This window comes from Chitinophaga solisilvae (assembly GCF_009928525.1).
Taxonomy (GTDB): domain Bacteria; phylum Bacteroidota; class Bacteroidia; order Chitinophagales; family Chitinophagaceae; genus Chitinophaga; species Chitinophaga solisilvae.
The window spans coordinates 70,042-94,303 of sequence record NZ_JAABOK010000001.1; the positions used below are offsets into that span (position 1 = coordinate 70,042).

19 protein-coding genes are annotated in these 24,262 nt (G+C 47.9%); 13 read left to right on the forward strand and 6 right to left on the reverse strand.

Going from position 1 to position 24,262, the window contains the following annotated elements:
• Nucleotides 1–205 precede the first annotated feature (205 nt).
• The 5 genes from GWG06_RS00290 to GWG06_RS00310 form a co-directional block, all read right to left on the reverse strand.
• Nucleotides 206–1,132 (reverse strand): alpha/beta hydrolase, encoded by a 927-nt coding sequence (locus GWG06_RS00290; RefSeq protein ID WP_160710739.1) that lies wholly within the window; start codon nucleotides 1,130–1,132, stop codon nucleotides 206–208.
• 85 nt (nucleotides 1,133–1,217) lie between these two features.
• Nucleotides 1,218–2,189, reverse strand: coding sequence for an alpha/beta hydrolase (locus tag GWG06_RS00295; protein ID WP_202182914.1), 972 nt, complete (start codon nucleotides 2,187–2,189; stop codon nucleotides 1,218–1,220).
• 71 nt (nucleotides 2,190–2,260) lie between these two features.
• Nucleotides 2,261–3,361: an NAD(P)-dependent alcohol dehydrogenase gene (locus GWG06_RS00300; protein ID WP_160710740.1), complete on the reverse strand. Its 1,101-nt coding sequence runs from the start codon at nucleotides 3,359–3,361 to the stop codon at nucleotides 2,261–2,263.
• Between the two features lie 35 nt (nucleotides 3,362–3,396).
• Complete coding sequence (locus GWG06_RS00305) at nucleotides 3,397–4,137, reverse strand: SDR family NAD(P)-dependent oxidoreductase (RefSeq protein ID WP_160710741.1); 741 nt, start codon at nucleotides 4,135–4,137, stop codon at nucleotides 3,397–3,399.
• 213 nt (nucleotides 4,138–4,350) lie between these two features.
• On the reverse strand, nucleotides 4,351–5,280 hold the full coding sequence (locus GWG06_RS00310) for a terpene synthase family protein (protein ID WP_160710742.1): 930 nt from the start codon (nucleotides 5,278–5,280) through the stop codon (nucleotides 4,351–4,353).
• Between the two features lie 732 nt (nucleotides 5,281–6,012).
• Between GWG06_RS00310 and GWG06_RS00315 the strand changes: the two genes are divergently transcribed.
• The 9 genes from GWG06_RS00315 (at nucleotide 6,013) to GWG06_RS00355 (ending at nucleotide 17,437) form a co-directional block, all read left to right on the forward strand.
• The gene (locus GWG06_RS00315; RefSeq protein WP_160710743.1) at nucleotides 6,013–6,984 is read left to right on the forward strand and encodes a polyprenyl synthetase family protein; all 972 of its coding nucleotides are present in this window, start codon (nucleotides 6,013–6,015) and stop codon (nucleotides 6,982–6,984) included.
• Nucleotides 6,985–7,119: 135 nt separating this feature from the next.
• Entirely contained in the window at nucleotides 7,120–9,042 is a 1,923-nt protein-coding gene (gene dxs / locus GWG06_RS00320) for a 1-deoxy-D-xylulose-5-phosphate synthase (protein WP_160710744.1), read from the forward strand.
• A 1-nt stretch (nucleotide 9,043) separates the two neighbouring features.
• Nucleotides 9,044–10,270 (forward strand): 4-hydroxy-3-methylbut-2-enyl diphosphate reductase, encoded by a 1,227-nt coding sequence (gene ispH / locus GWG06_RS00325; protein ID WP_160710745.1) that lies wholly within the window; start codon nucleotides 9,044–9,046, stop codon nucleotides 10,268–10,270.
• A 77-nt stretch (nucleotides 10,271–10,347) separates the two neighbouring features.
• Nucleotides 10,348–12,294, forward strand: coding sequence for a (E)-4-hydroxy-3-methylbut-2-enyl-diphosphate synthase (gene ispG, locus GWG06_RS00330; RefSeq protein WP_160710746.1), 1,947 nt, complete (start codon nucleotides 10,348–10,350; stop codon nucleotides 12,292–12,294).
• Between the two features lie 55 nt (nucleotides 12,295–12,349).
• Nucleotides 12,350–13,498 carry a 1-deoxy-D-xylulose-5-phosphate reductoisomerase gene (locus GWG06_RS00335; RefSeq protein ID WP_160710747.1) on the forward strand — a complete coding sequence of 383 codons (1,149 nt, stop codon included), beginning with the start codon at nucleotides 12,350–12,352 and terminating at the stop codon, nucleotides 13,496–13,498.
• A 164-nt stretch (nucleotides 13,499–13,662) separates the two neighbouring features.
• Nucleotides 13,663–14,403: a hypothetical protein gene (locus GWG06_RS00340; protein WP_160710748.1), complete on the forward strand. Its 741-nt coding sequence runs from the start codon at nucleotides 13,663–13,665 to the stop codon at nucleotides 14,401–14,403.
• A 254-nt stretch (nucleotides 14,404–14,657) separates the two neighbouring features.
• Entirely contained in the window at nucleotides 14,658–15,458 is an 801-nt protein-coding gene (locus GWG06_RS00345; RefSeq protein ID WP_160710749.1) for an alpha/beta hydrolase, read from the forward strand.
• Between the two features lie 8 nt (nucleotides 15,459–15,466).
• Nucleotides 15,467–16,042, forward strand: coding sequence for a hypothetical protein (locus GWG06_RS00350; RefSeq protein ID WP_160710750.1), 576 nt, complete (start codon nucleotides 15,467–15,469; stop codon nucleotides 16,040–16,042).
• 213 nt (nucleotides 16,043–16,255) lie between these two features.
• On the forward strand, nucleotides 16,256–17,437 hold the full coding sequence (locus tag GWG06_RS00355) for a helix-turn-helix domain-containing protein (RefSeq protein ID WP_160710751.1): 1,182 nt from the start codon (nucleotides 16,256–16,258) through the stop codon (nucleotides 17,435–17,437).
• 85 nt (nucleotides 17,438–17,522) lie between these two features.
• Here the strand turns inward: GWG06_RS00355 and GWG06_RS00360 are convergent, their stop codons facing one another.
• Nucleotides 17,523–18,362 (reverse strand): hypothetical protein, encoded by an 840-nt coding sequence (locus tag GWG06_RS00360; protein ID WP_160710752.1) that lies wholly within the window; start codon nucleotides 18,360–18,362, stop codon nucleotides 17,523–17,525.
• A 186-nt stretch (nucleotides 18,363–18,548) separates the two neighbouring features.
• Between GWG06_RS00360 and GWG06_RS00365 the strand changes: the two genes are divergently transcribed.
• The 4 genes from GWG06_RS00365 to GWG06_RS00380 all read left to right on the forward strand — a co-directional run bounded on the left by GWG06_RS00365 (nucleotide 18,549) and on the right by GWG06_RS00380 (nucleotide 24,250).
• Nucleotides 18,549–19,013 carry a DUF4268 domain-containing protein gene (locus tag GWG06_RS00365; protein ID WP_160710753.1) on the forward strand — a complete coding sequence of 155 codons (465 nt, stop codon included), beginning with the start codon at nucleotides 18,549–18,551 and terminating at the stop codon, nucleotides 19,011–19,013.
• Nucleotides 19,014–19,127: 114 nt separating this feature from the next.
• Nucleotides 19,128–19,727, forward strand: a complete 600-nt coding sequence (locus GWG06_RS00370; RefSeq protein ID WP_160710754.1) for an RNA polymerase sigma factor — start codon at nucleotides 19,128–19,130, stop codon at nucleotides 19,725–19,727.
• A gap of 45 nt (nucleotides 19,728–19,772) precedes the next feature.
• Nucleotides 19,773–20,708, forward strand: a complete 936-nt coding sequence (locus GWG06_RS00375; protein ID WP_160710755.1) for a FecR family protein — start codon at nucleotides 19,773–19,775, stop codon at nucleotides 20,706–20,708.
• A 125-nt stretch (nucleotides 20,709–20,833) separates the two neighbouring features.
• Nucleotides 20,834–24,250, forward strand: a complete 3,417-nt coding sequence (locus GWG06_RS00380; RefSeq protein WP_160710756.1) for a TonB-dependent receptor — start codon at nucleotides 20,834–20,836, stop codon at nucleotides 24,248–24,250.
• The last annotated feature ends 12 nt before the right edge of the window (nucleotides 24,251–24,262 follow it).

Consider the following 24,262-nt stretch of genomic DNA (forward strand, 5'->3'; position numbering starts at 1 on the left):
GTATAGGATCCGGGAAAGTAATAATAATCTGCAAAAGCGGTGAAAGAAAACCAGGGTGCATTGATGTCAATGACCAAATGGAATCACTGCTTTTGCAGATTATCGTCTCCGTTAAAGGAGTTGTTGAAATAGGAGCGATGCTGTTTGTCCGGCGATCGTGGGATAATCACCGGATTTTTTGGAACTGCAAAAAAAGAACAGCGGGTTACAAATTTTCTTTAAAGAAAGGAATAGCCCTGTTTAATGCCTGCTTAACCGCTTCGGGGTGGTCATAAAGTTCGTAATGCGAGAATCCTTCTATCACCAGCAGTTCTTTTTTCGTAGCAGCAGCGCGGCGGTATATTTCATACCCGTCTCTGTAGGCGCCGAAGCCTCCGGTCCTGTTACCTATGATTATCAGCAGCGGCTGCGTCAGCAAGGTTTCGCACAGATAGAACGCATCCCATCCTATACTCGCAGACAGATGGGAATACACTGCGCCAACGGCTGCTCCGGGTGCATTTCCCCTGGATGTTTTATAATAATCTGTAGCTCCTAGAACATCTGTGTCCGTGATACCGGCCTTTTTTACTTCTTCTACGGATGCCGGCAGATAATGTAGCATTAACAGCTCTCCTCCTTTCACTTCGTTTGTTCGCTGACCAGCAATATTCTCCAGTGCCGATATCAGATTGTTACCCAGAAACCCATCGCGCATCAGGCGGCCATAGTTAACACCGGTAACTGAAACTACTGCCTTAATACGCCGTTCTGTCATGGCGATGTTCAGGGAATAGCCACCGCCCCCGCATACTCCCAGGATGCCTATCCTGTCTGCATCTGCGTAAGGGAGCGTCAGCAGATAATCGATGGCATACCGGACATCATCCGTACGTTGATGAGGGTTTTCGATATTTCGGGGACTGCCCCCGCTTTCTCCCTGGAAGGATGCGTCAAATGCCAGTACCAAAAATCCGGCTGCGGCCATTGCAGCACCATAAATATTTCCGGCAGTCTGTTCTTTACAACTGCCGATCGGATGCATGGATATGATAACCGGGTATTTTTCACCTTCGCTGAAACCGGGAGGGAAATATAGTACCCCTGCGTTGTCCCAGGCAACGTTCTTAAATTTTATTGCTTGTGTGTTCATCAGGATTACATTTTAATATCATCCGCTTTTCAGGCGGTATCAGTATCAGCTGCAGGGAGTATATTATTTATACGCTTACATCAGTTCATGCTATATGTTTCTGGAAGAAAAGAGTTAATTGATGTACTGCCTCATTTACATGATCTTCGACATCATACAGGGATACGTGGCTCGCACCTTCCACAATGTATTTGTTCTTGTCAGTGGAGGCAGCCTGGTTTAATAATACATCGCTCATCCAGCTGGTGCCCGCTCTGCTGCCTATGACTGACAGTAAAGGCTGCGTCAGGAAAATATCTGCCTTGCTAAAGGCATCATAGGTGGCAATCTGTGTTAAACTTCTGCTGGTAGCATAGCTGGGCGCTGTCGGATACTGACAACGATCAGTACGGTAATATTCCCAGACCTCTTTCCATTCTTCGTTCGGTGCATCTTCTGCTTTCTCCGGGGCTAACGGGAAGGTCTGACTTCCTTCTTTTGCATCTGCGGTTCTGGCTTCCGCTCCGGCCAGCAGCAATGGAAAGGCGTCAGCATCCCTGGTGGTATTCGCCCATCCGTTACGGAAAACAGCGCCAACATTCAGCACACTGACGGTACCTACCGCCTTGATACGATGATCGTTGATGGCGGCATTAATTGTATACCCGCCGCCGCCGCAAATACCTACTGCGCCTATTTTTGCTGTATTGATATAGGGAAGCGTGGTTAGATAATCCAGCACCGCACTCACATCTTCGGTGCGGATATGAGGGTTTTCCAGCAACCTTGGTTCTCCCGTGCTTTCGCCCTGATAGGAAGGATCATAGGCGATGGTAATGAAACCATGCCGGGATAGTTTATAGGCATACAAGCCCGCCGTTTGTTCTTTCACACTTCCGGAAGGTAGCGTCACAATGATGGCCGGGTATTTTTTATCTTCATTAAAATCTTCCGGAAAATTAATAACTGCAGATATAAGAATATTGGCGTTGTTACTGTTTTTAAATGTAATTTTTTTTTGAGACGCAGTAAGTATCCCCAGATGAGTATTCCCGGTTTTTTTGTTTGTTTGTGACATAGGATCACGTTTGTTGTATTGATACAATGTTATGAATGCTGAATTGCCGGTTGGTTGGCACAGATGTAGCTCTACTGCATAAGAAGAACGGCCTTGATGGTTTTGCCGCTGCCGGCATCCTGAATGGCATTGTTAATATCTTCAAAATTGTAAAAGGATATCAGCCTGTCAATCGGAAATAACCCTTGCCTGTAGAAGGATATTAACCGGGGGATGAAAATCTCTGGTATACTGTCTCCTGCAATGACACCTTTCACCGTTCTGCCCAGGGCGAGGTTCAGGTAATCAAATTCCTGCTTTGCGCCAACCGTGCGCACTGCCACCAGGGCACAGGTTCCCAGTATCCTTAAAGCGGTAACGGCATGCTGGATCACGCTACTGTCGCCCGTGGTGTCAATAGAGAAATTTACTCCTCCGGGAATGATGCGTGTCTGGATTTCTTCTGAAGAATTACTGTTGCGGCCGTTGATCGTATGAGTGGCTCCTAATTCCTTCGCGAGTGCCAGGCGCTCGTCATTAATATCAATGGCAACAATGGTGGTACATCCGGCTATTTTGGCGGCCATCACAGCAGCCAGGCCCACCGAGCCTGCACCAAATATGGCAATACTGGTACCTGGTTCTGCTTTTAGTGTGTTCATCACCGTACCGGCTCCTGTAATAAATCCGCATCCCAGCGGCGCCATGACAGGTAAGGGAAGATCATCAGGAATTGCAACCACATTACGTTCGCTGGCAATGGAATAGGTAGCGAAGGAAGATTGATAGAAAAAAAGGCCGTTTAAATCCTCTCCGTGCAAATGATAGGGACAGCTGCCATCTGGTCGCCTTCCGGAAAAATTGAGCGGCAGCATATCCTTGCAGTATGCGGGTGTTCCTGAAATACAATATTCACATTTGCCGCAAGCCGCAATATGGAGTAAAACGTGATTGCCCGCTTTTACCTTTGTTACGCCGGGGCCCACTGCTTCCACAACGCCAGCCCCTTCGTGGCCGAGTATTCCGGGGTAACCAAAAGGAAAATTTGCTTCCCAGACGGAAATATCGGTATGACATACGCCGGTTGCCACCAGCTTTACCAGTACTTCTCCTTCCTTCAGCTCATCCAGCTGAACATGTTCAAATTCAAATGGTTGCTTTGGTTGTTTAAATATAGCTGCTTTGATGTCCATAGTAAATAAGAATTAACAATTGAAGTAAAGGGGTTTTATCGGGCAAGGAATCCACCATCTATCGGATACAGGCTGCCGGTGACGAAAGAAGCTGCAGGAGAGCTTAACCAAAGTACCAGTTCCGCTACATCAGTTGTGGTACCGATCCGCCCCATCGGATTTAAATCTTCCCCCGATCCCAGATCAAGATGGCTGATCATGGAGGTATCGATCAATGCCGGGCCTATTGCATTCACCCTTACGCCGAAACGGCTGTTCTCAATGGCGGCTACCTTGGTAAGTGATAAAACACCTCCTTTGGCCGCAGCAGAGGCGGTGAAACCGGGAAATCCGATCTGAGCCAGAATGGAAGCCATATTAACAATAGCGCCGCCGCCGCTTTTTATCATATAGGGAATCTGTGCCTTCAGGCTGTAGAAAGTGCCGAAAAGATTGGTGAATATCACCCTGTCCCAATCTTCCAGGTTAAAGTCAACCATAGGCACCAGGTTCTCCAGGGAACCCGCATTGTTAAAGGCGATATCCAGTTGGCCGTAATGCTCAAAGGCGCCCCTGGCAAGCTGTTCGCAATCTTCATACCTGCGCACATCTGTTTTGATGAATATCGCTTCTCCACCTTCCGCGCGAATGTCGTCGACAACCTGCTGTCCCGTTTCAGCGGTCCTACCTGCAATGACTACCCTAGCCCCATGCCGGGCGAACAATTGCGCGGTGGTTTTACCAATTCCGGAATTTCCTCCGGTTACGATCGCAACTTTATTCTCTAGTAATTTCATAAAGTGAGTGTTTGAGTAAAGTAATAAAGAGGTGTTTTCATTATTGTAAAAGGGCACCTGCGGCCACAGGAAGCAGCAGATATGCACGATCCGGAAGTCTTATCCGGTGCGGGTTCAACTCCGGTGTATCATTCATAATAAAGTTAATTAACAGCACCGGGAACCTGCTTGTAATACTATAGCCCGGTCAGCTGTTTCTATATCCCGGACCGTCTATTGGTATCGCTTGTTGTTACTGTCTGTGAACCAGTTCAGATGTCCTTCCAATAGGTATTCAATGCCCCTTATGTATTTTTCAACCGTGTTTTTTTGCGCACCAAAATCAGGGAGATTGTTTTTTATTGCAAGAAACTCTTCCAGTAATTCATTGTGCTGATCTATTGCCACCTGAACAGCTTCTGCTGCAGCGTAGCTGTGCTCATGTTCCAGCACTAGTATCACATTCATATTATCTCCCTGGTTTCTTTCTTTCTCCGCAGAAAAAATATCGTTGCACAATCCGATCATCAGGCAGGCCAGTTGCGTGAGCCTGTTAATGGCCGGATGAAAGGGCAGTGCAACGGGCAGCACGGCGTTCGCTGAAATTTCTGCGAACGCGCAGAATACATATCCGGCTGACGTATGTTCCCGCATGGATTTATACACTTTTAGCTGCGGGAATTCGGAAGTCCCTGTATACCAGTGTTCCTTCATAATGCCATCAAACGTATCCTTGTTAATGTATGCGAACCGGTATATCCAGTCTTTACCGGCGACTTTCAAAACATCCTGAGTGAAGTTGTAAGCCTTCTTTGAAAAATCATTATCATCATTCCTCAGATTACCTCCGCCGAGGATTTCAACTGAACGTTGCATCACCTGCAGCACTTCTGCTGCAGGTGAATGCTGATAATGATCGTCAAAAACAAAACCCCACAGAATAAAGGAGGCAATTTGCATCAGCCTCTGCCGGTCAGCATCAGGAAAAGCATAGGACACAAACTTGTCAAAGCTGGCTTTTTTCATGTTTTCCTTCATCTTATCTGATATCATTTCGTAACTGTCTATTGATTGAAGGATAAAGGTTTTGAGTTCGTCAGCATAAATGTTTTTCCTGAAAGGAAACGGATACTTTATTTGGGCCTGTGTTTTTTTCTTCAGCATAATATTAATTTATAATGGATGATATGTCTGTCCGCAGTAGCGCCCGGAATAGAACCGATAAATTTAATAGAGGTGTTATAAGTTTTTGTGTCTGGTTTTACGCAAAGCATCTTCTGTTAGTCATCAAGCTGCCATGTGAATTGCTGCTGTGATTGGAGGAATAGTCCTCCTTTGGTGGAGGCACCGGGTGCGTGTAACGGGGATGCTTTTGTTATTTATATGGTTCTGGAGTTTCATCGCTTCCCCATGGTTCCTCCTGTATCATCTTGCATTTCATTGGTAATAAAGTTACATTTTTAGGTCTTCCTCCTGCATGTAATCTATACTCCGGTCAGATGATTTATACGACCGGTCAGGTGAATATTTTTTGCAGGTGCCAGGACGCCGGATGATAAAGACCGCTGTTAGGAGAAAAAGAAAAGTTTATTTCAGGGGCATCACCTGAAGGGTATATAAAATCGCCTGTTCTGTATAGTGGTTGTACGTTGCCATACCGGTTAAGTTTTTAATTTTGTATCAGGCGTTGGGTGATAGTAAATCTAATATTGCTTAAACACGTGACAGTCGGACTGATGCTATGTTTGCAATGAATATCCGAATTAAAATGTCTGTTATCCCCCTTCCTTTTAGTTGTTGTTGAATTGCATCATGCTTACAAGTAACCCCTGGTTTTATATAGAAAACAACGTACAGATTTTCTGAATTATGTGAACCTTAAAAACTACAGAATATATGCATTCACTGGAAGAACTTTCTGAACTTTTCAGAGCCAGATTTAAACAGGTGGAATATCCTGTGTTTCCTGAAAATTTATATCATAATGTACAGTACATACTGGGAATACAAGGAAAGCAGATACGGCCGGTTTCCTGTCTGATTGCTAACCAGCTGTTCAGCGATATTAAAGAAGATGCTTTCCATGCCGGAATTGCCGTGGAGCTTTTTCACAACTCATCCCTTGTGCACGACGATATTATGGATGGCGCGCTATTGCGCCGGGGTTATGAGGCGCTGCATGTTAAAAATAATATGCCGACAGCAATACTTGTCGGGGATTTGCTGATCATCCACTCCTTCGAATACCTGAACAGGACGAATCCCCTGTACCGGGAACAGCTGATGAATATTTTCCTGCGTATAGCCACCGGCGTATGTGAGGGGCAGCAGCTGGACAATGACTTTGAGAATGCAGGACTGCGGGATGTTTCCTATAACAACTATATTATTATGAGTGAACTGAAGACAGCGGTGTTGCTTGCCGGCAGTCTGTCTATGGGCGCAGTAATCGGAGGGGCCGATGATTATCAGTCCGGCCGCCTGTATGATTTCGGAATTAACCTGGGCATTGCTTTCCAGATTCAGGACGACTACCTGGATGTGTTTGGTGATCCTGCCAAAACAGGAAAACGGCAGGGAGGCGATATCGTTAAGAATAAGAAGACCTCCTTGCTGACGAAGACAATAGGACTATTGCCGGATGAGAAAATGATGAAACTGGAGTCAATCATGCATTTTCATCCAGAGAAGCGTGTGCCTGCTGTAACAGCGCTTTACAGGGATTATGGAATTGAACAATGGGCCGTAGAACAGGTAAAGGAATTTACAGACAGGGCTTTCGCTATTCTGGAAGAAATTGATGTTCCGGAGGAAAGAAAAGCGCCGCTGATCCAGCTGGCCCATGTACTGCTGAAACGCCAGTATTAAACCGGTTATATCAGGGCCGAAGACTGAATGTACCCTGATTGCCGGAGAAATAACCAGGCGTAAAAGTAATGCCCTCCGCAGGAGGCATGCATTAATGTAAATAATATCTGTTCGCCTGCATAAATAATGACTGATATGAGTGACAAGGATTTCAGTATACTGAATACAATTGATTACCCGTCGGATTTGCGCCAGCTTCCGGCTGATCTGCTGCCGGAACTTTGCTTTGAACTGAGGGAATTTATTATCGATACCGTGAGCAGGAATGGCGGGCATTTCGCCGCCAGCCTGGGAGTGGTGGAGCTCACCGTAGCGCTGCATTACGTTTTTAATACGCCTTACGACCAGTTGGTATGGGATGTGGGTCATCAGGCCTACGGCCACAAAATACTTACAGGCAGGAGAGACGTCTTTCATACAAACAGGAAATACAATGGTATCAGTGGTTTTCCCAAACGGGATGAAAGTGAATATGATACCTTTGGAGTCGGACACTCCTCCACTTCAATTTCCGCCGCACTGGGCATGGCCATTGCTTCACGTCTGAAAGGAGAATATGACAGGCATCATGTGGCTATAATCGGTGATGGCTCCATGACTGCCGGTATTGCATTCGAAGCGATGAACCACGCCGGTATCACCGATGCTGAACTGCTCATTGTACTGAATGATAATGGTATTTCCATTGATCCGATTGTTGGTGCATTTAACCACTACCTGACAAGGCTGAGGGCAACGTGGCAATCGAACTATCTGAAAGATAAGATTGAGAAGCTCGCCACCAGTACAGCTCCTTTTAACCTGTTAGGCAGGGCTGCCCAACATCTGAACAAGGGCATAAGGGATCTGTTACCGGGCAAAGGCGATTTATTCGAAGCATTTGGTATCAGGTATTTTGGTCCGGTAGATGGTCATGATATTCGTTTACTCGTACCTCTGCTGGAAGACCTGAAGCAGGTAAAAGGGCCCAAACTGCTGCATGTTATCACCACTAAAGGGAAAGGCTATGCGCTGGCGGAGTCTTCACAAACGGTGTGGCATGCGCCCGGGCTTTTTGATAAGCACACAGGAGAAATTTTTAAGAAGCAGCACGTAACTCCCCAGCCGCCAAAGTACCAGGATGTTTTCGGTGAAACACTGATGGAGCTGGCAGAGAAGAATGATACGATTATGGCCATTACCCCCGCTATGCCCAGTGGATCTTCTCTTAAACACATGATAGAAAAAATGCCGGGCCGCGTATTTGATGTGGATATTTGCGAACAGCATGCAGTAACGCTTTCGGCAGGTCTGGCTACACAGGGGATGCGCGTATTCTGCAATATCTACTCTACGTTTATGCAAAGGGCCTACGACCAGCTGATACATGATGTTGTTATCCAGCATCTGCCTGTGGTGTTTTGTCTCGACAGAGGCGGATTAGTCGGGGAAGACGGCACCTCTCACCATGGCGTGTTTGATCTGGCCTATACCCGCAGCCTTCCCGGTATCATTGTAAGTGCCCCGATGAACGAACAGGATTTACGCAACCTTATGTTTACCGCGCAGCTGCCTTCTCAGCATCAGCCATTCGTTATCAGATATCCCAGAGGACAGGGAGTGATGCCGTACTGGCGCACGCCTTTCGAAGAAGTGCCCGTCGGCGTTGGCCGTTGTATCCGGAAGGGAACCGATGTGGCTATTCTTTCATTAGGGCACCCCGGAAACTTTGTGCTGGCTGCATGTACACTCCTGGATAAAGAAGGCATAAACGCTGCTCACTATGATATGCGGTTTTTAAAGCCATTGGATGAATCATTGCTGCACGAAGTGTTTCAGCATTTTCATCAGATTGTTACCATCGAAGATGGTTCGGTTTCCGGAGGATTTGGAAGCGCTGTACTCGAGTTTATGGCTGATAACCATTATCAGGCGGATGTACATCGGCTGGGCGTTCCCGACAGGCTGATCTCCCACGGAAAAGTTGAGGAGCTGTATGCCGAATGCGGATACGACACCATGGGGATTGTACGGGAAGTGAAAGCCTGGCTTGTTAAAAAACATAAACTCCGTTCCTGACATGAAACGCTTTAAAATACCTGCCTTTTACCAGGGCAAATTTATTTCTCCGATAAAAAGAAAACGTTCAGAAAGTGACCGGATGAAGAAAGATCTTTCACCCACCCAGTTCGATCTTGGTAAAGTAAAGATTAACCTGGCCCGGCACTTCGGATTTTGCTATGGCGTTGAAAATGCTATCGAAAGGGCGTATCGCGCTGTGGAAGAGAACCCCGGGAAGAATATCTATCTGCTGAGTGAGATCGTTCACAATTCATTAATTAATACCGGACTATTCAATTTAGGCATCAGGTACATCATGAATACCTCCGGTAAACAGCTTATTCCGTGGGAGAAAATAACCAGCGATGATATTGTCATTATCCCGGCATTCGGTACAACGGTAGAAATGATTCAGCTGATGGAAGCAAAAGGCATCGACTTTGTTACATACGACAGCACCTGCCCCTTTGTAGAACGGGTATGGAATAAGGCAGCCCAGATCGGACAGGATAACTATACCATCATTATCCATGGTAACCCCCGGCATGAAGAAACCCTGGCAACATTCTCCCATAGCCTGCAGACTGCTCCGGCGGTTATTGTAAGGGATATGAATGATGCGCTGCTGCTGGCTGGTATTATCAAGGGCGACTTGCCACCGCAGAAGTTCTATGAACTTTTTGCCGGCAGATACTCACCCGGATTCAATGTTAAAACAGACCTGGTTAAAATAGGAGTTGTTAATCAGACAACACTGATTGCATCAGAGACAAACGAAATAATTGCCTTTCTCAGGCAGATAATGATGGACAGATACGATCTGGCAGAAGATCAGGCTTATCAGCATTTTGCAGATACACGCGATACCATCTGTTATGCAACATACGATAACCAGTCTGCCGCCCTGTATCTGGCAAATGAAGCTGCCGACCTGGCCATTGTGATAGGTGGCTACAACAGTGTCAACACGGCGCATCTGGTGGAGTTAATGGAAAATTATCTGCCCACCTACTTTATCTTTTCTGACGAAAACCTTATTTCCGCCAATGAGATAAGGAGCTGGGATATTCACGACCGGAAAATGAAAACAATCAGTAATTATCTGCCGGAAAAGGAATCTGTTACAATACATATTACAGGCGGGGCTTCTACTCCGGATGTAATGATTGAGCGTGTTATCAACAGGTTGTTATTGTTTTACCATCCGGATGACATAGATAGTCATTTCAATGACGGATTGATGTGAAGCCCCGTTTGAGGGTAATGTCTTCCCGGCAGCCGGAAGCATGATATTATCCGGCAATCATCATAAACTGCAGTATTATGGAAAATTTCACTTCATATAATCCCCGGTTTATTAACAGGCTGAAAACAATGGAAGTCAGTGCTGGCAGCCTGAAGATTGGAAACTTTTATCCGGTGAGAATACAGACGATGACTACCACCGATACCATGGATACAATAGCTACAGTAAATCAGGTAATAAAATGTGTTGAATACGGAGCAGAACTGGTGCGGATCACAACGCCAAGCCTTAATGAAGCCAATAACCTGGTGGAAATAAAAAAAAGATTGCAGCGGCTGTCGTGTCATGTGCCGATAGTGGCAGATGTACACTTTACGCCCGGAGTAGCAGAAGTAGCAGCCCGTATCATTGAGAAGGTCCGTATTAATCCCGGAAATTATGCGGATAAGAAAAAATTTGAGCTGACCGAATATTCTGATTCAGATTATGAAAGAGAGCTGGAACGTGTTTGTAAAAAAGCTACGCCCTTGCTCAAAATATGTAAAGAGTATGGTACCGCACTGCGTATTGGTGTGAATCATGGCTCCCTGAGCGACCGGATTATGAACAGGTTCGGAGATACTCCCATGGGGATGGTGGAAAGTGCCATGGAATTTTTGCGGTTCGCTGAAGCAGTCGGATATCAGAATATTGTTGTCAGTATGAAATCAAGCCGCCCGAAAGTAATGGTGGAAGCATACCGGTTATTAGTCAGCGTGATGATAGCTGAATTAGGCCATTGTTACCCGATTCATCTGGGAGTTACCGAATCAGGCAGTGGGGTTCCGGGACGAATAAAATCGGCCCTGGGCATAGGTTCCCTGCTGGAAGAGGGGATTGGTGATACCATCAGGGTTTCTCTGACAGAAGCCCCTGAGTTTGAATTGCCCGTTTGCAGGGAGCTGGTGAGCAAGTATGCTGCAGTCAGCCATTCAGCCGATACGCTTCAGGTGCCCGATTCAGTCAGACAACCATATATTGTAACAGCTCCGGGAAAGCTAAGGAGTATAAATGGAAGAAAGGAGCCATTGGTAATTGCGGATCTTTCAGGAATAGACAGTTTCGGACCTGAGCATCTGGCCATGATTGGTTTTAGTCATATTGCTGACAGCAATACCTGGGAAAGTGCCAACACCGCTCCGGATATGATTTACTTACGTGACGTTCCCATTATACCGATTCCCCCGGATTTAAAAGTGATAGTGCCAGGTGAAATATGGTCCGGGTATCTGGCGGTAAATAATATATACCCTTTATGGAGCTATGAACAGTTTAGTAAAGGATTATGCAGGAATTTCCAGACAGCATTCATAGAAATGGATGTGGAAGAACTACCGGGTTTTGCCACCCGCCGCATTGCGGCAGATGAAGCGCGCCCTGATGTAGTACTGAAGATAGATGATCTGCAGGCGGTAGTTAAGTTAAAGGAGCTGTTGCGCCACACGCCGGGCCTGTTAGATAACATACCTGTTATCCTGAAATGTTCCGCCTCCTTGCCTGAAGGAGATCCCCTGATTATACACTATGTGGCCTGCCTGGGATCTGTTTTGCTGGAGGGATGCGGGGACGGTATCTGGCTCCGGTACGCCGGCGGCGCTGGCGAGGTGAAGAGAATCAAAGAGCTGGACCTTGCTGCATTTGGGATCCTGCAGGCGACGCATCTGCGGATTTTTGAGACAGAATACATCTCGTGTCCGTCCTGCGGCCGGACTTTATTTGATCTGGAGCAGACAACCGAAAGGATCCAGCAGGCCACCGGGCACCTGAAAGGGGTAAAGGTTGCCGTTATGGGATGTATTGTAAATGGTCCCGGAGAAATGGCGGATGCTGATTTCGGTTATGTTGGCAGCGGCCCCGGAAGAATAAATCTCTATAAAGGTAAAGATGTTGTACTGAGGAATGTTGATAGTGACAGTGCTGTCAGTTCCCTGATTGAATTAATCAAAGCGTCCGGCATGTGGGAAGAACCGTTTAAAAAACCGTAGATACAGACGTATATCCGGATGCGCAGGTATCACTTTAACATTTAACAACTTGATTATGCCAACACGTGTCGCAATTTTTGGTTCTACCGGCTCAATCGGAACGCAGACGCTGGAAGTAATCAGATGGCATCCCGGAAAATTTCAGGTAGCAATACTTACCGCGCAGCAGAATGCTGATCTGCTGATTGAGCAGGCATTAGCATTCAGGCCCGGAATTGTTGTCATCGGCGCTGAAGCATGCTATGCCTATGTCAGGGATGCCTTACAACCCTGGAATATACGGGTGCTTGCAGGTAAAACCGGTCTGGAAGAGGCTGCAGCAACAGATTGTTACGATATTATCCTGACGGCAATTGTAGGATTTGCGGGCCTTACCTCTACGTTAATAGCGGCCGGACTGAAGAAAAACATTGCCCTTGCCAACAAGGAGTCATTGGTTGTTGCAGGAGATTTGCTGACAAAAACCGCCTCGGAGAATAAGGTGAACATACTTCCGGTGGACTCTGAACATTCTGCGATTTATCAGTGTCTGCAAGGGGAAAACTGGAAAGATATCAGCAGGGTGATTGTTACCGCCTCTGGAGGTCCGTTCCGGGGTAAGAAGGTGCCGGAACTGATAGGTGTCACTTCCAGGGATGCGCTCCGGCATCCCAACTGGAGAATGGGCGCCAAAATATCGATTGACTCAGCCTCTCTGATGAATAAGGGTTTAGAACTGATTGAGGCCAGATGGCTGTTTGATTTGAGCCCGTCTCAACTGGAAGTGGTGGTTCACCACCAGAGTATTGTTCACAGTATGGTAGAATTTGTGGATGGCAGTATAAAAGCCCAGTTAGGCATACCGGATATGAAACTGCCGATTCAGTATGCCCTGGCTTATCCGCAGAGAACGGCCGGTAAGATCGCAAAGCTGGATATTATGCAGTCCTTCCGGTGGGATTTCTCCCCGCCTGATCTGGATACATTCAGAAACCTGGCCCTGGCGAAACAGGCACTGCATACCGGAGGAAACGTTCCTTGTGTCCTGAATGCCGCTAACGAAGTGGCCGTAGAGAACTTCCTGCAAGGCAGGATTGGCTTTCTTGAAATGAGTGATATTGTGGAGAAAACCATGATTAAAATTCCGTTTAAGGATTCGCTGAGCCTGGAGGAATATATTGCGTGCGACGAAGAGGCGAGGAGGGTGGCCGGTTCGCTGATATAAGCAGTAGTAGTTGCAAGGGGCAGGTATCGGTTTGGTTCCTGTTTGCGAATCATCAGGAAAGGCCGGCAATGTCCGGCCTTTCCTGTTTTATATCATTTTTGCCGGTACTTCCCTGTTGTTATCGACAGTTTTTCCGACATTTATAAACATAAATTCAATAAGCTATGATAACAGGAAAGCCCAGGGACCCGGAGGAAGAAGAGGAGGTAAACGCTGAGGAGGACTATAGATTTGAGCTGGCATTTTTTTTTGGTGAAGAAGGCCGGTTCTATGGTATTGAAGATGAATTACATGATTTAGGTGAGCTGATAAAGGTGGTTGGTAAGACCGTGATAAGTGAGGAGGCGGAGTTTCATGCAGTGCAAAGACGCGAACAGGAAAATGCCGGCGAGGATTATCAATCACCGACGGAAGGAGAGCTGGCAGTGTGGCACAAGCTAAAGTACCGTCAGTTTACCTACAAAGCCATGATTTCCCTTATCCAGAGTACGTTTGAAGACGGTGCACAGCGTTTACATGCGCTTCTGACCGCTGAAGGCCAGATGGAAGATCTGCGGAAGGACAGGGGAAAGCTGGGAGACCCCTTAAAAGACTTTGCCCAGCTTGATCCGTCACTTGCTGCCTATTGGGATCAGGTCCGCCCTTTTATGTTTATCCGGAATAAAGTCGGGCACCAGGATGGTGTATATTATAAAGGAGACAGCAATGCTGATGCATTTGAGTCATTTGTAAAACACCGCACTGATATCAAGGTGACAGATGAGGGGATCCTAAATGGCAAACATAGCTTCCGGATGAAGATTACGAAATCAACGGTATTGACCGATTATCTGAATTTAGTAAAAGAGATTTTTTCAGAACTGTATAAAACGGCAATTAACAGACCGGTCGTTTCTAAAAAATAATTTGATCCGGGGCAGATAATATTATATCTGCTCCGGGATGTTTTTCCAGTCGCAGGTCCCTGCATCCGCATAACAACGCCGTCCGGTTTATCCGGCAGCCTCAGACCCCGTAATATCAGGGTGCATCCCCTGGAATTCTTTGCCAGCGCAGGTGCCACCTTATCTGGTGAACCGTTTGAACCAGCTCTCTTCCCTAGTTTTGCCGCATGAACGGCCGTGCTTCCGGCCACATCTATTATCTTAAACCACAACAGATGAAACTATGCAGCACGTGGCGCCTGCTCGGATGCCTGGGCCTGACCCTGATTTTTTCGGCCTGTAAAAAGGAAACCATTGAAAAAGGCCGGATAAAGGAATTTAACCTCACCTCCGCCGTTAATGGCGGAAGCTATGACATCAGAGTGGCGTTGCCGGAAAATTATACTCCTTCCGGGCAATACCCTGCACTCTATGTGCTGGATGCAAAACCGGACTTCGACTTTACGGCGCTGGAATGCGAAAAGCAGGCCCGCGAGCATCACCGGGAAGGAGTGCTCGTAATAGGCATCGGCTATGGCCATAACCGGATGGACGACTATACGCCGACCCCCACCAATATCGGCGGTGGTGGCGCCGATCAGTTCATCCGGTTTATAGAAACGGAGCTGATACCCCGTATAGAAACCGAGTTTCATGCGGCTGCTTCCCGCTCCGCAAGGGCAATACTGGGGCACTCTGCCGGTGGCCTGCTGGTAGGGCACAGCTTCACCAATCACAACCGGCTGTTTGGCAGCTACCTGTGCCTGAGCCCTTCCTTTTGGTATGACGATGCCATAGTACTCCGGAATGAACAGGTGTACCGGGAACAGAACCGGAATGGAAAAGGAAATTTCTTCCTGGCACTCGGTGAGCTGGAAGAAAAGATGCGCCCGCCTTTCATCGGCTTTCGCAATACCCTCCAGGCTCATTATCCAAACTATGCACTCCAGGATTATATAACACCCGGTAAAGGACACCTGGATTCTAAAAAAACGAATATCAAAAGAGCGCTCACCTTTTTCTTTGAAAACATGTAAACCAGCTTATGCGAAACAGATTTACCATTTGCCTGATGTTACTGGCTGCCAGTGTATACGGACAGGATCACCGGGCCTCATCGCCATGGTCCCGCCTCACTATTAAACCTGCCGTCGGCGTATTGCCATGGAGCCTGCCGGTTAAAGCGCTTACGTCCCTCTCTGTGGAGTATCCGTTAAAAGGGAACTGGGTCATAGGCTCCCACACGATGCTGGCCAGTGCAGTAACCAGAAATACCTACAACGTTGAAACGAATTACAGCCTTCAATTCTCCCAGAAATTCGGCATCGGCTATTCCATGACCGGCCCCCGGAAGTTTGTACGGCTTACCTTGCTGGCAATGGGCGGCTTACGGCGCATTGCATTCAAAGAAACATTGGACTACCCCGGACTTGAAAAGATTACCACCAGCAGCAGAACAACCATGCCGGACGTGGGATTGCTGGCAGACTGGTCGCTCGGAAGAAAACGATACACCTTTAACGCAAGGGTATATCTTCCGTTTTATCCTTTTGAAGGCTATCCGTTAAGTACTTTCCAGCAGATTAGTATTGAAAGCGGGGTAGGCATAAGGTTGAGGTAAATTACGAATTACGAATTACGAATTACGAATGTAGTAGCGAAGAACGAATCGAAGATAAAAGAGGACATTGAATAGTTATCCTCTTTCATCTTCGATTCGTTCTTCGCTGCTACATTCGTAATTCGCAATTCGTAATTCGTAATTCACAATTCACAATTCCCTCCGCCAAACAGAAACGCTTATATTTGGCCTTTTACGTAGACTAACAATAATATGTTATCGGACTGGCGTGTTATCTATATTGGAGGCGTTTTTATCCCGCTTTTTCTGTTCATCATCCTGATCGGCAAGCCGCAAAAGAGTACTGCAGATAAAATACTGAGTGCCTGGCTTTTCTTTGCAGCCATTCATCAGGTGCTGATGGGCGGGTATGCCTATAATAATATGAGTGATTTGCCGGCGTTGATTGGATGGGAAGTGCCCTTCCCGTTCCTGCATGGTCCTTTTTTGTATCTGTACATTCTGTTTCTTACGGGGCAGCAACGCCGGGGATGGAAGCATATACTGCACTTTGTTCCGGCGCTGGTGGTGGCGTTGATACTGGCGCCTGTGCTGACCTCCATGCCGGCACAGGAAAAGCTGGGTATGACGGGGCCTTCGCGGTTTGAGCCGCTATTCCGGTGGATAGTCAGGGGTATTGTTATTTCAGGAGTGGTATATGTGATACTGTCTCTGAACCTTTTGTACCGGCACCGGCGGAATGTGGCGGTCCAGTTTTCCAATACGGATAAGATTACGCTTAACTGGCTGCGTTACCTTATCGGGGGAATGGGTGTTATCTGGGTGGTCGTTATATTTTTCCAGTCGGCGTCATCGCTGTATCTGGTGGTAGCATTGTTTATTTTCTTTATTGGTTACTTTGGTATCCGGCAGGTGGGTATCTTCTCCAATCCGCCGCCGGCGCATGAAGTATATCTTCCGGCTGTGGTCCAGCTGCCGGAGATGCCGCCGGCTGTCATGGCCGTGGAAGATGTTGCAGATAAAAAAGTGAAGTACGAAAAAAGCGGGCTTACAGAGGCTGCGGCTTCCGGTATTTATGCGGCACTTAACACGCTGATGCAGGAACAGCATTGCTATAAAGATGCGGGGTTAACCCTGGGGGATCTGGCAAAAACGCTGGAAGTGCATCCTGCAGTGCTTTCCCAGGTAATCAATTCAAAAGAAGGCAAGAGTTTTTACGACTACATCAATGCCTTGCGGGTAGCGGCGTTTATACAGCTGTTGCAGCAACCGGAGCAGCAGCGGTATACTTTGCTGGCGCTTGCATTTGAGTGTGGATTTAATTCCAAAACAAGTTTCAACCGGAACTTTAAAAAAATCACGCAGCTTTCTCCCAGCAGTTACGTGAAAGAGATGCATATTCATATACAGGAAGATGATGAAAGCGAAGGATGACGGAGGCTGCCTGAATATTACGGCTAAACGAATAAATATATCCTGGCAGCATCAGCTGCCAGGATATGATGATAAATTCCATTTCTTACAGCCACTGTGGCCGTACTACAAAGAACGGCATCCGGCAGTTTACCGATGCGAGGGATACGGCCGTGCCGCCAAAATGGTTTTCTGCCCAGCACCAGGCCCATATCAGGTATAATCCGTTTTTCTTCATCAGGAAGTAGGTTTCTGCCGCGGCAGTATTACCCAGATAAGTATAATGTTCCTGCCGGTCTACTCCTCCGTGGAGTGTCTGATTCCACAGCAGGGCGCGGTTGTCCGTCGGATTAAAATGGCCACTGCTGTCGTAAATCAGGATGCCCACACCTCCTGAAGAGCCGGCAAAGCCGGGGCCTGCCACCCAATGTGTCCATTTGAAGGCGATGGGCATGTAAGCGGTAAATTTCGCGATCATGTCTTCCGAAGGGGAAAGATACATCCCTACAGCAGCGGAGGCACTGGTTTGCATCGGATTCACACTGAATTCACCGGTAGCCTTGCTGGCGCTGGCGATAACGCCGCTTGTCCAGTCCACATCATACGGAGGGCCGCCGATCTTCAGCTGATTGTCCATTTTCAGCATGAACTGCTGCTGCGCTTCCAGCCCCGCATCAAAGCTGCGTAACTGATGTAGCTGCTGCGCAGCTGTCTGTTCTTCCAGTTCCTTCAATGCATGGAAGGTGTTCTTCATGTCTTTGGTGCCGTTCTCCTGAGGGGAAGACGGATGGATGATACGGCTCATCTGTTCAGCCCGTTGTTGCTGCGCGGTACTGTTCCTGGCGATGTCTGCGGCAATGGTACTTTCAAAAACAGCGCGGGCTTCATCGATCTGCTGTGCGGTAGGTTTAACCTCCCGGAACACAGGACTAACAATGGTTGTCATGAGGGTACTTTTTAGGGTTAAAAATCGGGGTCAATCTATTGATGCAAAGTTACTGCATCTATATTACAGCAAATGTTAACAAGGTTACAACACGTATCTGGCGTGGGGTTTATAAGGTGTTAATAATCAATATCTGCAGAAATTCAGGGCAGTGTTGTATTTTTGCAGGAAGCATTTCAGGGAAACATGTATTCCAAAGAGGAAGTATCGAAACAAAAGCAGGCGTTCTGGACCGCATTCGGCCGTTATATGAAACCGGTATTATCTGCCGATGGCGAAATCATCAGCTGGTCTAATTACAAAACCGGTATTCCCGGCATATTCTTTAAGCTGGATGCCGACAACCGGCAGGCAGCTGTTACAATTTTAATTACACAATCTAACCCGCAACTGCACACCACTTTCTATGAACTTTTCCGGACGCAGCAAAAAATGCTGGAGGCAGCATTGGGAGAACATGACTGGGAATGGGAGCAGGATATTACCGCCGATAATGGCAGTACTGTCAGCAGAATCAGCAGGCAGATAGACGGTGTTTCTGTACTCCGTACGGAAGACTGGCCGGTGCTGATATCTTTCTTTAAAGAAAGGATGATAGCGCTGGACGAATACTGGAGTACCGCAAAGTATGCCTTTGAAGCGCTGCTGTAACATGCTGCCGGTGATAATTCGTATATGCGTCAGCGTGATACGGCGAAACCCATCCGGAAATACTTGCTTCACAGAATTAATATAACGGTAACGTTGGAGAATTATCTTTGACATGTGAATACATTAACCGATGAATGGCTGTTCCGGCAGGTACAGCAGGGTAAAGAGGACGCTTTCAGAGAATTGATGCAACGTTACAGCGGCCGCCTGTACCGCCTTGTGTATAAGCATGTAGGCACATCTGCCATCACCAAAGATATTCTCCAGGAAATATTTATCGCTGTCTGGAAAAACCGGCACCGTATCATTGTAGGTACTTCTTTATATCCCTATTTATACCGGGCGGCAAAAAATGCCGTAATAGACCATGTGTTGCAGGAGCAGCGAAATATGCCGATGGAGGAGGCGCTCACTGAAACGATGGCTACCACCCATCCTGGTGCGGAAGAACAGCTGTACCTGCAGGAACTGGAAGCCTCCCTGCAGCAATCCGTTAATATGATGCCTGCTACCATGAAGGCAGTATTTGTACTGAGCCGGGAAGAACAGCTGTCATCCCGCGAAATTGCCGCCCGGCTTAACCTTTCTGAGCAAACCGTCCGCAACAATATTTCCCTCGCACTGCAACGGATACGGCATCACCTGGGTATGCCCGGCCTGCTGCTGTTATTACCCTCCGCCCTGATCTTCGATTTTTTGGTAACATTAAGTTAACATCCGCCGTCGGTACATACTGCCCTTTCTCAGGTTAATAGTGGTATGGGACAACGATTACCGGAGCGTCCGCCGCAATGGCTGCTGCTGAAATATAAAAACGGGAACTGCACGCCGGCAGAAACCCGGCGCATTGATACGTGGTTTGAGAATACAGATGGCGCAGCCAGCCCGGAAGAAGACGCAGACCTGCAGGCTATCCATCACCAGGTGATGGAACATATCGGTACCGCCGCCAGTCGCAGGCTCAAACGTTTACGGATATACGCAGCGGCAGCTGCCGGTCTGCTACTGGTGTTCACCACTTTCCTGATGAGAATGAAACCCGGCCGCCCGGCTTTATCCGCCGGCTGGACTGTCATACAAACATCTCCCGGAGAACTGAAAAAAATTACTTTACCTGACAACTCTTCCGTAGTGCTGAACAGTTGCTCCCGCCTTCGCTACAGGAACGGGTTTGCCAGGCAACGGGAAGTACAGCTGCAGGGCGAAGCGTTCTTCGATATTACTGCTGATGCTGCGCATCCCTTCAGCGTACAGTCAGACAGTCTGCGGATACTGGTGCTGGGCACGCGTTTTAATATCGCGGCATATCCGGACGACAGCACCGCTACCGTGGTACTGGAAAGCGGCAGCGTAAAAGTAAACAGTATCAGGCTGCAGCCCGGTGAGGTACTGCATCGTACAGCAGCAGGTATTACTGTACAGCAGGCTGACCTGGAAAGTGCTTTCGCCTGGCAGCAGGGAATGCTGTTATATAAGGATGTTCCGCTGGCAGCGATCTGTAAAGACCTGGAGCGCCGCTATGGTGTATCCATCCGCATCACAGGCAAGCCACTGCAGGCGGCTACCTATTACTATTCCTCCCGCCGTATCCCGCTGCCGCAGGTACTTAAAGTACTCAGTGAATCGGGCAGCGGATTCTATTATCAGATAAACAGCAAAGAGATTGTTATCAGCGCACAGAAGATAGTTAAATAGAAAAGCGAAGGTGTTTGCACCACCTTCGCCGGATAAGTTTAACACATCAGGATTTTCACCACCATAATGTTTATTAAACTATGCACAATTTTACAAAAAGTAGTGTAATTAAATCGCTATTGTTTATGGGGAAGCTAGCTTTTTTTTCCCTGGTTGTCATGTTTTGTTCCGTGAGCCTGCTGATAGCAGCTCCAGGCAGCTCGCAGGATCTGCGGAAAGTGCCGCTCAGTGTGCATTTCAGCCATGCCAGGCTGGGACAGATGCTGGATACCCTAGAAGCGCGGTCTGCCTTCCGTTTTTCGTATCCCTCACATCTGAGAAATCGTGGGCCGGTTAGTCTGTACCTGCCACAAAGCAACCTGCAGGAAGTATTGCAGCAGCTGGCGGCTACGCTTGACCTGCGTTTTTTCCGCACCAACGGACAGATAGCGGTGAGCGAAGCAATACATGACGTAACGCCTCAACAGGCCACCGGCGCGATTCGTGGCAGGGTAGTGGACTTTGAAACTTCCATGCCGCTGCCGGGAGCTACCGTAGTACTCACACCGCTCAACCGCGGACAGGCAACAGATGAGAAAGGATATTATCAGCTTACCGGCATTGCTGCCGGAAATTATTTGTTAAAGGTCACCTTCATCGGCTACCAGGAATATCAGGCGCCGGTAACCATTACAGAAAAAAGCCTGGTACTGGACATCAAGCTGCAACCTGCTGCCAGCCTGAATATGGTGGAAATAAAAACCAGGAAGGGATTTTCGCAATCACCAGTTTCCTATTCCAGCGAAAAGGAACTGCTGACAGAAATACGGAGCGCCAGAGGTATTGTGTCCGGCATCTCCAGCGAGCAGATTGTAAAATCCGCCGACCGCAATGCTGCCGAAGTAGTACGGCGCGTGTCAGGCGTTACCATTATGGATGATAAATTTATTGTTGTACGCGGAATGAATCCACGGTATAACCTTACGTATCTGAATGATAACCTGGCGCCATCCACAGAAGTATACAACCGCTCTTTTGCGTATGATATGATTCCTGCTCCGGTGATCGATAAAATACTGGTGTTTAAATCTCCCGCAGCCGATCTGATGGGCGATTTCGCCGGAGGAGCCGTCAAGGTTTTTACCAAAAGCACCAAACCGGTGCGTCACTTTGATATCGGCATACAGGGTGGTGTACGGGAAGGAAATACCTTCAGTGATTTTCATGTAGCGCCTAAAAGCAGTACCGACTGGCTGGGCTTTGATAATGGTTTGCGTAAGCTACCCGGCAACCTGCCTACCTACCGCGAATCCGGCGGAAGATATACCATGAGCCAGCAGGAAATGATAAGCGGATTTTCAGACAAATGGACATATACCCGCAGGAAGGCCATACCGGATATGCAGCTGTTCCTGAACTACTTCGATAACTTCCGGCTGGGAAACTGGCGTTTGTATAACCTTACCTCACTGACCTATACCAATGAAAACCGCCACTATGAACAACAACGGCAAACCGGGAACACACATGCCTACCGCCTTGACAAATTCGGTTTCCAGGTAGGCAGCTCCAACAGCATCGGTACAAATGACCTGAGTACACAGGTTGCGAAGATGAACCTGATGCAGAACTTCACCCTGCGGATGAATGAACATAACAGGATTGAATGGAAGAATTTTTTCCTCAATGAAGGAAAGAATACCGTGGGTGTGCAGCGCAGCAGGCAGAACAGCCATCCGGCTTTTGCAGCACAGGACAATTACCGGGAAACAAAGCAGAACCTGATACAGTTTCAGCAACGCCTGCTGTACAATGGTAACCTGGATGGTTATCATACCCTGCAGGGAAGGAAGAAGCAGGAACTGCACTGGAACATGGGGTATGCCTATAGCATGCAGGATATTCCCGACCAGCGTGTTTCCCGGTTCTACAACATGTATACGCCTTCCGGTATTGTTGCTGCAGAAGATCCTGCATTGCACTGGATCGTAGATTATGGCATAACGGAGCAGCAGCTGTTCTACGGCATGGCTAACCGCTTCTTTGTGAAAAACAGGGAGAATACCTACAGCGCTGCCCTGGATTATTCATTGCAGCTTTCACCGTCGTTGCTGCTGAAAGCCGGTACCTACCAGCTTTTCCGCAACCGCGTGGTAGAACGCCGCTTCTTTAAGGTAACAAGAGGAGGGCTGACGGGCAATGAAACCACGCTGGTATTTACGCCCGGCGGATGGGATAATGGCGGCCGCATTAATCCCGGCCTGCTTACATTCCGGGAACAGGACCTTGCCGGCATCTGGCATCCGGAAAATTTCCGGAATGATGGCAGCGGATTACAATTGTATGATATGAGTAGTCCGGTTGACCGCTACGTTGCCAGCGAGCAGCAAAACAGCGGATATGTACAGGGAGAGTGGACAGGGCTGGACAGCACGCTCACCGTGCATGCAGGCGTACGCTTTGAACATCATCAGCAACAGGTTTCCGGTGCTGCCGCCTATGGCACCATATTTTTACCGGTGCAGGTAAAGCTGCCGCAGGATCAGCTGCTGCCCAGCGTACAGGTGAATTACCGCCCCGGCACCAACTGGGTATTCCGCGCCAGCTACGGCCGTACGGTGAACAGGCCGGAACTGAGGGAGATAGCGCCTTTCAGCGATTTTGATTTTGTGAACCAGGAAAGAATATCCGGCAATACCCTATTGACCGGTACTGTTATCGATAACTACGATTTCCGTATAGAACTATATCCGCGTGGCGCAGGCAATGAAACCATGAGCGCCGGCTTCTTCTATAAAAACCTGGATAAGCCCATCGAAAAATTAAGATTTGCCAACGGCAGTGAAATGCATGCAGGACAAACCGGCATCACTTTCTTTAACAGCGATAAAGCTACCGTATATGGCCTGGAAGTGGAGTTGCGCAAACAACTGCATTTTATCCCCGGTGCATTGTTCCGCAATTTAGCAGTAGTATTCAACGGCGCGTTGATGGAAAGCAAAACTTCCCGGAATGTATTGCCCGCCCGCCCAACGGGTGTGGTCAGCGCACCGGGAGATAAGACCGGCCTGTTCAGGGGCCGTCCCCTGCAGGGGCAGGCGCCTTATGTCATCAACTCCGGATTGTATTACGAAAACCCGGGATGGGGTACCAAACTCGGTGTATTGTTCAACGTCAGCGGCCCCAGTATCTATGCACTGGCAGATGTTGATCCGGCAGCGCAGCTGGAGCTGAGAAATAAAAAAGAAGGCTATACACTGGAAGATTATGTCATGCTGGAAACAAGGCCTGATCTGCTGGAACTGCCACGCCGGCTGCTCGATTTTTCCTTTACGCAGCGGTTGTATAAATCTCTTCAGCTGAAGGTGAACATACAGAACCTGCTGGATGAACCGGTACATATTGTGGAGGATCAGAACTTCAATCACCGGTATGACCGGGAACGGGCTATACCATCGGCTGCGGAACAGTTTAAGGGCCTGCTGTATTTTGAAGGCGACAACACCTATCTGAAATACCGTACCGGAAGATATTACACAGTTACATTCACTTATTCCTTCTGATCTTATTGTTTT

Bases quoted from the DNA above. Each gene is read 5' to 3' on its own strand.
- GWG06_RS00375 (WP_160710755.1), top strand. From the start codon at position 19,773: ATGGGACAACGATTACCGGAGCGTCCGCCGCAATGGCTGCTGCTGAAA.
- GWG06_RS00340 (WP_160710748.1), top strand. From the start codon at position 13,663: ATGATAACAGGAAAGCCCAGGGACCCGGAGGAAGAAGAGGAGGTAAAC.
- GWG06_RS00380 (WP_160710756.1), top strand. From the start codon at position 20,834: ATGGGGAAGCTAGCTTTTTTTTCCCTGGTTGTCATGTTTTGTTCCGTG.
- GWG06_RS00300 (WP_160710740.1), bottom strand. From the start codon at position 3,361: ATGGACATCAAAGCAGCTATATTTAAACAACCAAAGCAACCATTTGAA.
- GWG06_RS00335 (WP_160710747.1), top strand. From the start codon at position 12,350: ATGCCAACACGTGTCGCAATTTTTGGTTCTACCGGCTCAATCGGAACG.
- GWG06_RS00315 (WP_160710743.1), top strand. From the start codon at position 6,013: ATGCATTCACTGGAAGAACTTTCTGAACTTTTCAGAGCCAGATTTAAA.
- GWG06_RS00345 (WP_160710749.1), top strand. From the start codon at position 14,658: ATGAAACTATGCAGCACGTGGCGCCTGCTCGGATGCCTGGGCCTGACC.
- GWG06_RS00360 (WP_160710752.1), bottom strand. From the start codon at position 18,362: ATGACAACCATTGTTAGTCCTGTGTTCCGGGAGGTTAAACCTACCGCA.
- ispH (WP_160710745.1), top strand. From the start codon at position 9,044: ATGAAACGCTTTAAAATACCTGCCTTTTACCAGGGCAAATTTATTTCT.
- GWG06_RS00365 (WP_160710753.1), top strand. From the start codon at position 18,549: ATGTATTCCAAAGAGGAAGTATCGAAACAAAAGCAGGCGTTCTGGACC.
- GWG06_RS00310 (WP_160710742.1), bottom strand. From the start codon at position 5,280: ATGCTGAAGAAAAAAACACAGGCCCAAATAAAGTATCCGTTTCCTTTC.
- ispG (WP_160710746.1), top strand. From the start codon at position 10,348: ATGGAAAATTTCACTTCATATAATCCCCGGTTTATTAACAGGCTGAAA.
- dxs (WP_160710744.1), top strand. From the start codon at position 7,120: ATGAGTGACAAGGATTTCAGTATACTGAATACAATTGATTACCCGTCG.
- GWG06_RS00350 (WP_160710750.1), top strand. From the start codon at position 15,467: ATGCGAAACAGATTTACCATTTGCCTGATGTTACTGGCTGCCAGTGTA.
- GWG06_RS00290 (WP_160710739.1), bottom strand. From the start codon at position 1,132: ATGAACACACAAGCAATAAAATTTAAGAACGTTGCCTGGGACAACGCA.
- GWG06_RS00295 (WP_202182914.1), bottom strand. From the start codon at position 2,189: ATGTCACAAACAAACAAAAAAACCGGGAATACTCATCTGGGGATACTT.
- GWG06_RS00305 (WP_160710741.1), bottom strand. From the start codon at position 4,137: ATGAAATTACTAGAGAATAAAGTTGCGATCGTAACCGGAGGAAATTCC.
- GWG06_RS00355 (WP_160710751.1), top strand. From the start codon at position 16,256: ATGTTATCGGACTGGCGTGTTATCTATATTGGAGGCGTTTTTATCCCG.